11 protein-coding genes and 1 pseudogene are annotated in these 12,892 nt (G+C 72.2%); 7 read left to right on the top strand and 5 right to left on the bottom strand.

The features are described from left to right. The 3 genes from JGS39_RS32410 to JGS39_RS32400 form a co-directional block, all read right to left on the bottom strand. On the bottom strand, positions 1-915 hold a 915-nt coding region (locus tag JGS39_RS32410; protein ID WP_219573317.1), incomplete at its 3' end, for a sensor histidine kinase. A gap of 11 nt (positions 916-926) precedes the next feature. Continuing rightward, positions 927-1,646 carry an ABC transporter permease gene (locus JGS39_RS32405; RefSeq protein WP_219573316.1) on the bottom strand — a complete coding sequence of 240 codons (720 nt, stop codon included), beginning with the start codon at positions 1,644-1,646 and terminating at the stop codon, positions 927-929. Further along, on the bottom strand, positions 1,646-2,590 hold the full coding sequence (locus JGS39_RS32400; protein WP_236064202.1) for an ABC transporter ATP-binding protein: 945 nt from the start codon (positions 2,588-2,590) through the stop codon (positions 1,646-1,648). The genes JGS39_RS32405 and JGS39_RS32400 overlap by 1 nt, the downstream gene beginning before the upstream one ends. A gap of 285 nt (positions 2,591-2,875) precedes the next feature. Between JGS39_RS32400 and JGS39_RS32395 the strand changes: the two genes are divergently transcribed. The 3 genes and pseudogenes from JGS39_RS32395 (at position 2,876) to JGS39_RS32385 (ending at position 5,977) form a co-directional block, all read left to right on the top strand. Next, entirely contained in the window at positions 2,876-3,751 is an 876-nt protein-coding gene (locus tag JGS39_RS32395; RefSeq protein WP_219573315.1) for a MaoC/PaaZ C-terminal domain-containing protein, read from the top strand. A gap of 158 nt (positions 3,752-3,909) precedes the next feature. After that, positions 3,910-4,987: pseudogene (locus JGS39_RS32390) on the top strand (Zn-dependent alcohol dehydrogenase). A gap of 48 nt (positions 4,988-5,035) precedes the next feature. Beyond that, positions 5,036-5,977 (top strand): 3-oxoacyl-ACP reductase, encoded by a 942-nt coding sequence (locus JGS39_RS32385; RefSeq protein ID WP_219573314.1) that lies wholly within the window; start codon positions 5,036-5,038, stop codon positions 5,975-5,977. Between the two features lie 390 nt (positions 5,978-6,367). Here JGS39_RS32385 and JGS39_RS32380 read toward each other — a convergent pair whose 3' ends face one another. After that, the gene (locus JGS39_RS32380) at positions 6,368-7,705 is read right to left on the bottom strand and encodes a hypothetical protein (RefSeq protein WP_219573313.1); all 1,338 of its coding nucleotides are present in this window, start codon (positions 7,703-7,705) and stop codon (positions 6,368-6,370) included. A 197-nt stretch (positions 7,706-7,902) separates the two neighbouring features. On the opposite strand from JGS39_RS32380, the gene JGS39_RS32375 reads away from it, so the two are divergent. The 4 genes from JGS39_RS32375 (at position 7,903) to JGS39_RS32360 (ending at position 11,913) form a co-directional block, all read left to right on the top strand. Next, entirely contained in the window at positions 7,903-8,937 is a 1,035-nt protein-coding gene (locus JGS39_RS32375) for an ABC transporter substrate-binding protein (RefSeq protein WP_219573312.1), read from the top strand. Positions 8,938-9,080: 143 nt separating this feature from the next. Next, on the top strand, positions 9,081-9,917 hold the full coding sequence (locus JGS39_RS32370; RefSeq protein ID WP_219573311.1) for a Nif3-like dinuclear metal center hexameric protein: 837 nt from the start codon (positions 9,081-9,083) through the stop codon (positions 9,915-9,917). After that, the gene (locus JGS39_RS32365; RefSeq protein WP_219573318.1) at positions 9,914-10,657 is read left to right on the top strand and encodes a zinc ribbon domain-containing protein; all 744 of its coding nucleotides are present in this window, start codon (positions 9,914-9,916) and stop codon (positions 10,655-10,657) included. The genes JGS39_RS32370 and JGS39_RS32365 overlap by 4 nt, the downstream gene beginning before the upstream one ends. Beyond that, complete coding sequence (locus tag JGS39_RS32360; protein ID WP_219573310.1) at positions 10,657-11,913, top strand: bifunctional RNase H/acid phosphatase; 1,257 nt, start codon at positions 10,657-10,659, stop codon at positions 11,911-11,913. Before JGS39_RS32365 ends, JGS39_RS32360 begins: the two co-directional genes overlap by 1 nt. Before the next feature lie 221 nt (positions 11,914-12,134). Here the strand turns inward: JGS39_RS32360 and eda are convergent, their stop codons facing one another. Further along, the gene (gene eda / locus JGS39_RS32355) at positions 12,135-12,755 is read right to left on the bottom strand and encodes a bifunctional 4-hydroxy-2-oxoglutarate aldolase/2-dehydro-3-deoxy-phosphogluconate aldolase (protein ID WP_219573309.1); all 621 of its coding nucleotides are present in this window, start codon (positions 12,753-12,755) and stop codon (positions 12,135-12,137) included. Between the last annotated feature and the right edge of the window lie 137 nt (positions 12,756-12,892).

Genomic DNA, 12,892 nt, shown 5'->3' with positions numbered 1-12,892 from the left:
GTTGGTGACGGCTTCCCGCACCACCCAGCCCAGCAGCGCTTCCGCCTGCGGTGCGAGCGGGGGGCCCGAGCGGCGGACCGAGGGTTCGATTCCGGCGGCGGTCAGTGCGGACCTGGCCCGGTCGAGTTCGGTGGCCAGGCTGCCCTCGCGGTAGCCCGTGACCGCCTCGCGGATCTCGGTGAGCGCCTGCCGGCCTACGGACTCGATGTCGGCGACCTGTGAGAGCGCCGCGTCCATGTCGCGCGGCGCGAGCCTGCGCGCCGCCTCCGACTTGACGACGATCACCGAGAGAGTGTGGCCCAGCAGGTCGTGGAGATCGCGGGAGAAGCGCAGCCGCTCCTTCTCGACGGCGGTGCGGGCCAGTTCCTGGCGGGTGGAGCGCAGCTCCATCACCGTCTCCGAAAGGGTGAGGATCGCGGCTGTCACCGCACCCGAGATGAACGTCCCGTAGCCCAGGGTCCACGGTGTCGACGTGCTGTCGTCGCGCCACACCGCGATCAGGCAGGCCGCCACGGCGAGGCCGAGCAGCCCGGCGACGAGCCAGCGGTGGCGCAGGATGGTGCCGCACGCCAGGGAGAGCAGCGGGAAGAAGAGCAGCCAGCTGCCGCCGTAGCCGATCGCCAGTCCGAAGGTGATGGCGGCCATCGCGCCCAGCAGGACGTACGACAGCGGGCTCTCGCGCTTCTCCTTGACGAAGCCCCGGAACACCACGGAGATGTAGAGGGAGTTGAAGGCGAGCAGCCCGATCCCGCCGATCCACGGGTTGGGCGTCTCGCCCTGGAAGAGGTTGGAGAAGGAACCCAGGCCCATCAGCAGCCAGGGCAGCAGGGCGTACGGTCCCGGCGGGCCGGGCCGGCGCCCTTCCTTCCGAAGCCGTCGCCGTTCCTTCCGGGCCGCTCTTCCGTTCCTGGACATGTTCACTCCCGTCACACGGTCCTCGCGGACCGACGGTACGAGATCACGGCGTACGTGCCGAACAGCAGGAGCCAGCCGCACAGGACGCCGACGGTCGTGACGCCGGGGGAGTGGCCGTCCGTGACGGCCCAGCCGAGGTCGGCGAAGCGGTTGGCGGGGGTGAACCGGCCCACGGAACGCAGCCACTCGGGCAGCAGCTCCAGCGGGAACCACAGCCCGCCGACAACCGCGAAGCCCGTCAGGCAGGCGATGTTGACCACGCCGGTGCCCTGCGGGGTGAGCCGGTAGCCGTTGCCCAGGCCGAGCATGGTGAAGGGCAGCGCGCCGATCCACAGCAGGAGGATCAGCGCGGCCCACTGCCAGACCGCCATCCTCACGCCGTTGACCAGGCCGCCGGCGAGCAGCACCGTCAGGATCGTCGGGAGCACGGTCACCGAACCACTGATCGCCCGGCCGACCACCGCGTGGGTGGGGGCGAGCGGGGTGACCCGTAGCTGCTGGAGCCAGCCCAATGACTTGTCGGAGGCGACGCCCGTACCGATCGACATGGCGGAGCCCAGCGCGCCGTACGCGGCCATGCCGACCATGGAGGCGGTCTTCCAGCCGTCGACGTCCTCCCCGCCGATGTTGGTGAAGATCAGGTACATCATCACCGGCATGCCGGTGCCGAAGATGAGGAACGCGCCGTCGCGCAGGGTGCGGCGGATCTCGAGCAGGACGTAGCGGAACATCAGACGGCTTCCTTCTCGGGGCGGGAGGCGCCGGCGGCCGGCGCGGTGAGGGTGAGGAAGGCGGCCTCCAGCGAGGCCTGCGACACCTGGAGGCCGCGGATCGCGTTCAGCCGGGCGAGCTCCACGACGGTGGCGTCCGAGTCCTCCGTGTGCAGAACGGCGCGGTCCCCGGTGACCTCGAAGGTCACGACGCCGGGCAGCAGCTCCAGGCCCTCGGTGGAGCGGCCTGCCAGGTCGAAGGAGACCTGGCTGTGGCCGGCCGCGGTCTTGATGGCCTCGCCGCTGCCGTCCGCCACGATCCGGCCGCGGTCGACGACCACGATCCGGTCGGCGTTCTCGTCGGCCTCCTCCAGGTAGTGGGTGGAGAAGATCACCGTGTTGCCGCGCCGGGCGTAGGCCCGCATGGAGTCCCAGAACGTGTGCCGGGCCTCGACGTCCAGAGCGGCGGTCGGCTCGTCCAGCACGATCAGCTCCGGGTTCCCCGCCAACGCCACGGCGAAGCGGACCCGCTGGAGCTGACCGCCGGAGAGCTTGTCGATCCGGCGGTTCGCGTACTCCGTGACCCCCGCGAGGTCCAGCGCGCCGGCGACCGGCATCGGCCGCGGGTAGGTGGAGGCGACGAAAGCGATCAGCTCCTGGACGGTCACCCGCGGTATGGGCTGTCCTTCCTGGAGCATCGCGCCGACCAGGCCCGCCCGGACGGCCTGATCGGGCGTGCGGCCCAGCACCCGCACCGTGCCGGCGTCCGGCTCGTTCAGCCCGAGCAGCAGGCTGATCGCGGTGGACTTTCCCGCGCCGTTGCGCCCGAGCAGGGCGACGGTCTCGCCCCGCTCGACGGTCAGCCCGATCCCGTCCACCGCCCGCACCCGCTGTCCGGCCCTGCCGAAGGTCTTCACCGCCCCGGTGAAGACCACCGCGGCCCCGTTCCCCGTTGTCTGCGTCATGCATACGACGCTACGGAGCCCGGACCCGCCGCGGCAGAGGCGCATGTACGCACTCCGCGATGACAAATGTCATTGCCGCGACGGAGGCCGAAAGGGCGGCCACCCAAGGTATCTGACGAGACGTCAGCAGTCTTCCCAAGTGCTGGGCGCTGCGTTATACATAGGGCCAACCGGCTAGAACGCGTTCTAGAACGGGCGCGGTCACCGGTCCCCGCACGACCTCGGTGCGGCCGACGGTGCGGACGGCCGCACCGAGGTCTTTCACCGTCGAGGAGCAGCTTCCCCATGCCCATTGATGCCGAAAAAGCTCTCGCTGCCGAACCCCGGACCAGCCGGATCAGCTGGGACCACAAGGACGTCCAGCTCTACCACCTGGGGATCGGGGCGGGCGCCCGCCCCGATCTGGCCGACCCCGCGGTCGATCCCGGCGAGCTGAGCTACACGCTGGAGTCGCGGCTCCAGGTCCTGCCCTCCTTCGCCACGGTCGCGGGCGCCGGCACGGCCATGGCCGGCGGCCTCTCCGCACCCGGAGTCGACATCGACCTCGCGGCCGTCCTGCACGGCGGGCAGAGCGTACGGGTGCACCGGCCTCTCCCGGTGAAGGGCAGCGCCGTGACGACCACGAAGGTCGCCGCGGTGTACGACAAGGTAAAGGCTGCCGTGCTGGTGCTGCGTACCGAGGCCGCCGACGAGGACGGCCCGCTCTGGACCAACGAATCCGAGATCTTCGTGCGCGGCGAGGGCGGTTTCGGCGGTGAGCGCGGGCCCTCCGGGCGCGGGGTCCATGCCGCCGTCGCCGGTGACCGCGTGGTGGAGAGGCCCGTCCGCCCCGACCAGGCGCTGCTCTACCGCCTCTCCGGGGACTGGAACCCGCTCCACGCCGACCCCGGGTTCGCCGCGCTGGCCGGCTTCGACCGGCCGATCCTGCACGGTCTGTGCACGTACGGCATGACGCTCAAGGCCGTCACCGATACGGTGCTCGGCGGCGACGCGACCCGTATCCGCTCCTACCGCGCCCGGTTCACCGGGGTCGTCTTCCCCGGCGAGACCCTCCGCATCGAGATGTGGACCGGCGGCGGGAACGAGGTGCGGGTCGAGGTGCGGGCCGCGGAGCGGAACAACGCCGCGGTCCTCAGCGACACCTTCGTCGAGTACGCGTGAGGCCGCATGCTCCGGCACCCGGTCCGCGTGCTCGTGAAGCCGGGCACCCGCTGAACTCGAGCGCTCGCGATACCGGTTACCGCTGAACCCGGGCGCTCCTGAAACCCGAATCCGAACCCATCCCACATGCACCACAGGCCCGTGAGGGGAGCCGCACCATGCGCGCAGCCGTACTGCACGAGATAGGCCAGGACAAACTCGAAGTACTCGACGACGTCGAGGCGGTGGGCTTCGGCCCCGGCAAGGTGAAGCTGCGGGTCCGGGCCACCGGGCTGTGCCACTCCGACATCTCCGCGATGAGCGGGGTGCTGCCGCAGCCCGCACCCTTCATCCCCGGCCATGAGGGCGCCGGCGAGGTCATCGACGTCGGTGACGGGGTGACCGGGCTGGGCGTGGGGGACCGGGTGCTGGTCTGCTGGCTGCCGGCCTGCGGCGCCTGTCCGTCCTGCAAGCGCGGCCAGACCCACCTCTGCCTCGCCGGATTCATGAACGCGGGCACGCCCAACTTCAAGCGCCCGGGCGGAGACGTCTTCGGTTTCGCCGGCACCGGCACCTTCACGGAGGAGGTCGTCGTCGGCGCGGGCTGCGCGGTGCCGATCCCCGACGACGTGCCGTTCGAGATCGCCGCGCTGATCGGCTGCGGGGTCACCACCGGCCTCGGCGCCGCCATCAACACCGCCCAGGTGGAGGCCGGTTCGTCGGTCGCCGTGATCGGCTGCGGCGGGGTCGGCATCTCCACCATCCAGGGGGCCAGGGTGCAGCGGCGCCGCCCAGATCGTCGCCGTGGACCCGGTGGCCTCCCGGCGCGAGGCGGCGCTGCGGTTCGGCGCGACCGAGGCCGTCTCGCCCGACGAGTTCGCCGACGCCAAGCAGCGGATCACGGCGGGCGAGGGCTTCGACTACGTCTTCGAGGTCGTCGGCAAGTCCGCCACGGCCCGCACCGCGTACGAGCAGACCCGGCGCGGCGGCACCCTCTGCATCGTCGGCGCGGGCGCCATGGACGACAACTTCCAGGTCAACATGTTCGAGCTGTTCTTCGACGAGAAGCGGATCCTGCCCTCCATGTACGGGGGCGGGGACGTGCTCCGGTCGTACGAGCGCGCCATCGCGCTCTGGCGGGCCGGCCGTATCGACCTGGAGTCGATGATCACCCACCGGGTACGGCTCGACGGCATCAACGACGCCCTCGACCAGATGCGGACCGGCGAGTCGCTGCGTACCTGCATCGAACTCTGACGCCCCGCAGCATCGCCCCGCCCCCTCCCGAGAGGACCCCGAGAACCGATGTCACTTCCCCTGGACGGACTGTCCGCGATCGTCACCGGCGCAGGCCGCGGCCTGGGACGGGCCGAAGCGCTGGAACTGGCGCGGCTCGGCGCGGCCGTCGTCGTCAACGACTACGGGCAGCCGGGCCGCGACGGTTCGGGCGAGGCGTCCGCCGCACCCGCAGAGGAGGTCGCCGAGGAGATCCGGGCCGGCGGCGGCCGGGCGGTCGCGCACCTCGGCGACGTCTCCGACCACGAACAGGCCCGCGCCCTGGTGGAGCTGGCCGTCGAGACGTTCGGCCGGCTCGACATCCTGGTCAACAACGCGGGCATCCTGCGCGACCGGATGATCTTCTCGATGACCGAGGACGAGTGGGACTCGGTCATACGGGTGCACCTCAAGGGCCACTTCAACACCACGCACTTCGCCGCCGCCCACTGGCGGTCGAGGTCCAAGGAGGCCGGCGGCCCGGTCTACGGCCGGATCGTCAACACCTCGTCGGAGGCCTTCCTGGCCGGCTCGGCGGGCCAGCCCAACTACGCGGCGGCCAAGGGCGGCATCGTCGGGCTGACCACCTCCACCGCGCTGGCGCTGGCCAAGTACGGCGTCACCGCCAACGCCATCTGCCCGCGCGCCCGGACCCGGATGACGGAGGACGTCTTCGCGGGCTTCGAGGAACCGCAGGACGGACGGCTCGACGCGCTCGCGCCCGAGCACGTCTCGCCGCTCGTCGGCTATCTGGCGTCCCCGGCGGCCGCCAAGGTCAACGGGCAGCTGCTCGTCGTGCACGGCGCAATGGTCGCGATCGTCGAACGCCCCAAGGTGGCGGCGAAGTTCGACGCGTCGAAGGAGACGTTCTCCTTCGACGAGCTGGACGAGCTGCTGTCCCCGTACTACGAGGACCGGCCGCCGAACGAGACGTTCGCGGCGGCGGAGGTGCTGGGCCTCAAGCGCGGCTGACCGCGGGCCGGACGCGCACAGAGGAGGGCCCCCGCTGCCGGCCGGCTGCGGGGGCCCTCCTCTCCCTCGTATCCCTCGTTGGAATTCCTGGGCGGTCAGGCCGCCCTGCTGCCACCTTCGGCGGGGCGGCGGTGGCGGCCGTGCGGTTGAGCCGCCGAGTCGTCCGTCGCCACACCCCCTCGGTGCTTTCCGGAGCCGCCGGCTTCGGCCCGTTGCGTGTCCGCCCCCGGCGGACGCGTCTGGGTCGTGTCGGATCGCGCCTCAGACATCTGGGAAGTCACCCCGTTGTGATCGCTTACGTGCTGGTCTCCGGGGCCCTCGCGCCACCGCCCGGGAACGGTCACCGTCGGCGACCGCGGTGCGCGATTGCGTGAGATCCCCGGCTCAACTCTAGTCAGATGCCGTACGGCCCATGAGGGGCGCCTGCCCCAGGGGAACGGGTCTGCACACAGGAGGAGGCGTTACAGCGGTGGAGGGTTGCATACCGCTTTCCGCGCAGTCCGCCGGGGCCGCCCCGGCGGACTGCTCCAGGTCGGAGGGGGCCGTCAGGTACGCCACCGCGCAGGCCGTGTCCCCGTTCGCGTACGGCAGTCCCAGTACGCCGTCACGCGACCAGGATCCGCTGCCGGCCAGCCAGCCCTCGGGCGCGGCGAGCTGATGCAGCCGGCGGCCCGACGGGCGCCAGACGCCGGCCCAGGTGCCTGCCGCCCCGTCGATCCGCAGGGCCACCGCGCAGCTCTCCGGCATCAGCATCTGCCCGGGCTGCACGGCGAACGGTGTCACTGCGGCATCCGGCAGTCGCAGGCACTCCGGGAAGCGCACCGGGAGACAGCTGCCCAGCACCCCCCAGCCGAGCCGGTCGTGCCCGGGCGCGTCGGAGCGGATCAGCAGCAGACCGCTGTCCGGATCGGCGAGCAGCAGCCGGTCGTTGCTGTCCGGTGCGATCTGGAGCAGGGGGGTCATCTCGGCGTCCCGGCCCAGGTCCACCGCGACCGCCTTCACCGGGCCGCCGCCGGCCGGTTCCCTGTCCAGGGCCAGCAGCCGGCCCGCCCGGTCCAGCCAGACCCCGCCGGAGCAGCGTCCCGGCAGGTCCGTGAGGTGCTCCGGGCCGGACGCGCCGCCCGCCACCCGCCAGAGTCCGGTGGAGTACGCACCGGTGGACAGGGCGTACGCGCTGAAGCCGTCCGGTGAGGGCGGCAGCAGGGTCAGCTCGGCGCATCCGACGGCGCCCAGCGGGTGTTCGCCGGTGCCGGGCCCGGTCGGGTAGAGCAGCGAGAAGGTGTGGTGGTCCGCGACCCGGCGCCGGATCAGGACCCGGCCGTCGGCGAGCGGCAGCACCTGCGAGCCTGCCTCCTCCGGCTGGTCCAGAGGGAGCGGGACGGCGTACGGCTCGGGGCCGTCAAGCGTCCAGCGCTCCGCGTACCGCGCGGTCTCCGTCCCGGTGGCGGCGTCACGGCCGGCCGTGAGCCGTGCCGCGTAGGCGCCGTCGGCCGTGAGCGTGAGAGTGGGCCGTGGCGTGGCCGTGAGTACGAGCGCGGGCAAAACCGTTTCGCCAGGGGCCGGCCCCAGCGGCTCCGGCAGCTCTCCCGAGCTCTCGGCCGGCTCCGCCGAGTCCCCGGCCGGCTCCGGTGCCTTCTCGGCTCCGTCCGGCTCGTCGGACTCCGGCTCCGCCGTCTCGCCGGTTCCGGCCGCCTCAGCGGCCTCGTCCTCGATGGCACAGGCAGTCATCGACGCGTCACCTCCGGCAACCGAAGCTAGTTTTCGCACTTGCTGCCGAACAACGCGAGCCACGTCACTTCACACATAAGGGTGGCGATGTCTGGATTCGCCTGAGAAGGCGGGGGTGGTTGTGCTCCAGAGGATGCGGGTGTCTAAGGTTAGGCATTCCTAAGTGTTACCTGTGTGTATCTCGACTGGAGCAAGTGATGTCCCTTCGTCGCCGCGGCACTGCCGCAGTCGGCCTGGCCGTAGCGGCCGCCCTCTCCCTGTCGGCCTGCGGGAGCGACGACGGCGGGTCCGGTGCCGACAAGGCCGACGGCGACAAGAAGGCCGCGGTCGCGACCGGAGGCAAGGACTTCGGCGACGCGGCGAAGAAGACCGCCGGGTACGGCACGGACGCCCCGGCGGGCACGTTCCCCCGCACCGTCACGCACGCCATGGGCAAGACCGAGCTCAAGGCGGCGCCCAAGCGGGTCGTCGTCCTCGACGTCGGCGAGTTCGACAACGTCGTCTCGCTGGGTGTGAAGCCCGTGGGCTACGCCCCCTCCGAGGGCGACGCCGCGATCCCGTCGTACCTGAAGAAGGACGCGGGCGACCCCAAGAACGTCGGCACGATCAACAACCTCAACCTCGAGGCGATCGCCGGACTCAAGCCCGACCTGATCCTCGGCAGCCAGCTGCGCGCCGCGGACAAGTACGACGAGCTGTCCAAGATCGCGCCGACCGTGTTCTCCATCCGTCCGGGTTTCACCTGGAAGGAGAACTACCTCCTCAACGCCGCGGCGCTCGACAAGACCGCCAAGGCGAAGTCGGCGCTCGGCGCCTATGAGGCCAACGCGAAGAAGCTCGGCGAGGACATCGGCCCGAAGAAGCCGGTCATCTCCATGGTCCGCTACCTGCCGGACAAGATCCGCCTCTACGCCAAGGCCTCCTTCATCGGCACCATCCTCGACGACGCCGGCCTGCCGCGGCCCGAGAACCAGCAGATCGACGAGCTCGCCGCGGAGATCAGCCCGGAGAAGATCGACGAGGCCGACGCCGACTGGATCTTCACCGGTGTGTACGGCGACGTGCAGGCCACCAAGCGCGACACCACCCAGGCCAACCCGCTGTGGAAGAACCTGAAGGCCGTCAAGGAGGGCCGGGCCAAGAACGTCTCCGACGAGACCTGGTACCTGGGCCTCGGCGTCACGGCCGCGAACCTGGTCCTCGACGACCTGCGTGCGGACCTCGTCAAGTAACGACCCGGCCCCAGGGCCCGTGGCGTCGCGCGGCTGTTCACCGCGCGGCGCCGCGTAACGATTCATGACCGGCCGGCGGTCCGAAGGCACGGGTCCGACCGGCCATGGGATGCGGGGCACGGAGGCCAGGTAGCCTTTCCTCCGTGCCCCGTCTGTCTGAAGTCATCGCCGAGCTCGACGCCCTGTGGCCGCCCGGGCGGGCCGAAGGATGGGACGCGGTCGGCACCGTCTGCGGTGACCCGGACGCCGAGGTCGACCGGGTGCTCTTCGCCGTCGACCCCGTACAGGAGATCGCGGACGAGGCACTGAAGCTCGGTGCCCAGCTGATCGTCACCCATCACCCGCTCTATCTGCGCGGTACGACGACGGTCGCGGCCGGCACTTTCAAGGGCCGGGTCGTGCACACCCTCATCAAGCACGACGTCGCCCTGCACGTGGCCCACACCAACGCGGACTCCGCGGACCCCGGCGTCTCCGACGCCCTGGCCGGCGCCCTCGACCTGCGCGTCGAGCGGCCCCTCGTCCCGGACCCCACGGACCCCGCAGGCCGCCGCGGCCTCGGCCGGATCTGCACGCTCGACCACCCCGAGACCCTCGGTGCATTCGCCGCCCGCGCAGCCGCCCGGCTGCCCGCCACCGCGCAGGGCATCCGCCTGGCGGGCGACCCGGAGTCCCTCGTACGGACCGTCGCGGTGAGCGGCGGATCGGGCGACAGCCTCTTCGACGCGGTGCGCGCCGCCGGCGTGGACGCCTTCCTCACCGCGGACCTGCGCCACCACCCGGCCTCCGAGGCCGTCCAGCACTCGCCGCTCGGCCTGGTCGATGCCGCACACTGGGCCACCGAGTGGCCGTGGTGCGAACAGGCCGCCGCACAGCTCGACGCTATTTCCGACCGCCACGGATGGGACCTGCGGGTCCACGTCTCGAAGCAGGTCACCGACCCCTGGACCACCCACCACTCTTCTGGAGCCCCCAACTGAACGCCGCGCCCGCCGACCAGATCCGACTCCTCGACGTCCAGGCCCTCGACCAGCGCCTCTCCCAGCTCGCCCACCGGCGCAACTCCCTGCCCGAGCACGCCGAGATCGAGTCGCTCACGGCCGACCTCGCCCAGCTCCGCGACCTCCTCGTCGCCTCGACGACCGAGGAGAGCGACACCGCCCGCGAGCAGACCAAGGCGGAGCACGACGTCGACCAGGTGCGCCAGCGCGCCGCCCGCGACCAGCAGCGCCTGGACTCCGGCGCGGTCACCTCGCCCAAGGACCTGGAGAGCCTCCAGCGCGAGATCGTCTCCCTCGCCAAGCGCCAGGGCGACCTGGAGGACGTCGTCCTCGAGGTCATGGAGCGTCGCGAGTCCGCCCAGGAGCGGGTCGCCGAGCTGACCGACCGGGTCGCCGCCGTGCAGGCCAAGGTCGACGACGCCACCGCCCGCCGGGACGCCGCGACCCAGGAGATCGACACGGAGACCGCGACGGTCACCAAGGAGCGCGAGGTCGTCGCCGGTTCCGTCCCCGCGGACCTCCTCAAGCTGTACGACAAGCTCCGCTCGCAGCAGGGCGGGGTGGGCGCCGCCCGCCTCTACCAGCGCCGCTGCGAGGGCTGCCGTCTCGAGCTCAACATCACCGAGGTCAACGACGTGAAGGCCGCGTCCCCCGACACGGTGCTGCGCTGCGAGAACTGCCACCGCATCCTGGTCCGCACCGCCGACTCGGGTCTGTAATGCCGCAGCCGCGCCGGTTCGTCGTCGAGGCCGACGGCGGCTCCCGGGGCAACCCGGGACCCGCCGGTTACGGCGCGGTCGTCATCGACCCGGCGACGGGGGAGACCCTGGCCGAGGCCGCCGAGTACATCGGCGTCGCGACGAACAACGTCGCCGAGTACAGGGGCCTCATCGCCGGACTCCGGGCCGTGCGCGCGCTGCTGCCCGACGGGCCCGCGGACGACGGGCCGCAGGTCCTTGTCCGGATGGACTCCAAGCTGGTCGTGGAACAGATGTCGGGGCGCTGGAAGATCAAGCACCCCGACATGAAGCCGCTCGCGGCCGAGGCCGCGAGCGTCCTGCCCGCCTCCGCCGTCACCTACGAGTGGATCCCGCGCGAGAAGAACAAGCACGCGGACCGGCTCGCCAACGAGGCGATGGACGCGGGCAAGCGCGGCCGGCAGTGGGAACCGTCCGCCTCGACGGCGGACCTCGACACCCCGAGGTCCTCGGTGGCCGCCGCGCTGCCACCGGTCTCCGGACCGCCCGGCGACGCGGCGGCCGGTGCGGCGAGGGCCCGGGCGGCGCTGAACCGCCCCGCACCCTCCGCCACGGCCACCCCGAAGGTCGGCTGGGGCGCCGCCCCGGACCTCGGTGAACCCGCCACCTTCGTGCTGCTCCGCCACGGCGAGACCGCCCTCACCCCGGAGAAGCGGTTCTCCGGAAGCGGCGGTACCGACCCCGAACTCTCCGCCACCGGCCGCGGACAGGCCGAGCGCGCCGCCGAGGCCTTCGCCGCCCGGGGCACGGTCCAGGAGATCGTCAGCTCCCCGCTGCGCCGCTGCCGCGAGACGGCCGGCGCCGTCGCGGCCCGGCTGGGCCTGGAGGTCCGGATCGAGGAAGGGCTGCGCGAGACGGACTTCGGTGCCTGGGAGGGCCTGACGTTCGGCGAGGTCAGGGAGCGGTACGGCGCCGATCTGGACGCCTGGCTCGCCTCCGCGAAGGCGGCCCCCACCGGAGGCGGCGAGAGCTTCGCCGAGGTGGCCCGCCGCGTCGCCGCCACCCGCGACCGCCTCGTCAGCCGCTATGCCGGCCGCACGGTCCTCGTGGTCACGCACGTCACGCCCATCAAGACCCTGGTCCGGCTGGCCCTGGGCGCACCGCCGGAGTCGCTGTTCCGGATGGAGCTCTCGGCGGCCTCCGTGTCGGCCGTGGCCTACTACGCGGACGGCAACGCCTCCGTACGACTGCTGAACGACACGTCCCACCTGCGCTGAACGGCGGTCGGGGGCGCCCGCCGTCCGATCGCTCCAAGGGTCTGCGGACAGCGCTCGGCCCCGTCGGCGGGGGGAGGCCGACGGGGCCGAGGCGGTTCCGGGAGGCCGGGGGATTGCCTGCCGGAACCCGGGTCACCCGGAGGCCGGGTCACGTGTCCCTGAAGGTCTCGTGCCCCGGAAGCCGGGGAGCATGCACGCGAAACCGCGCGACTTCGTGGTGTTCAGCCGCGCAGCGCCGCCGCCTCGGCGGCCAGCCGCTCCACCCGGGACCAGTCCCGGGCCGCCACCGCGTCACCGGGGACCATCCAACTGCCGCCCACACAGCCGACGTTCGGCAGGGCCAGGTAGGAGGGGGCCGAGGCGAGGGAGACGCCGCCGGTCGGGCAGAACCTCGCCCGGGGGAGCGGGGCGGACAGTGCCTTGAGGTAGGCCGTGCCCCCCGCCGCCTCCGCCGGGAAGAACTTCATGTCGGTGACCCCGCGCTCCAGCAGCGCGACCACCTCGGACGTCGTCGAGACACCCGGCAGGAACGGCACCCCCGACGCCTTCATCGCGTCCAGCAGCGCGTCCGTCCAGCCGGGGCTCACCAGGAACCGGGCGCCCGCGGCCACGGTGTCCGAGACGTTCCGCGCCGAGAGCACCGTGCCGGCGCCGACCACCGCGTCCGGGACCTCCGCCGCGATCGCCCTGATCGCGTCCAGGGCGGCGGCGGTCCGCAGCGTCACCTCGATCGCCGGAAGCCCGCCCGCGACCAGGGCCCGGGCGAGCGGCACCGCGTCGGCGGCGTCCTCCAGCACGACGACGGGCATGACGGGGGCAAGGTCCAGTACGGAGGAGGTCATGTCCCTCATCCTGCACCGGTGCCGCATCGTACGCAACGAGCGTTGCGCATGATGCAACGAAGCCTCCGCCGGGTCAGTGGATCTCCGTCACCACCACGTCGAGCTCCCACGTCCGCCCGGACCGTGCGGGCGCCTCG

This window comes from Streptomyces poriferorum, from assembly GCF_019399235.1.
Taxonomy (GTDB): Bacteria; Actinomycetota; Actinomycetes; order Streptomycetales; family Streptomycetaceae; genus Streptomyces; species Streptomyces poriferorum.
The sequence above is the reverse complement of the archived record's forward strand: the minus strand, read 5'-3'. Positions and strand labels throughout refer to the sequence as shown.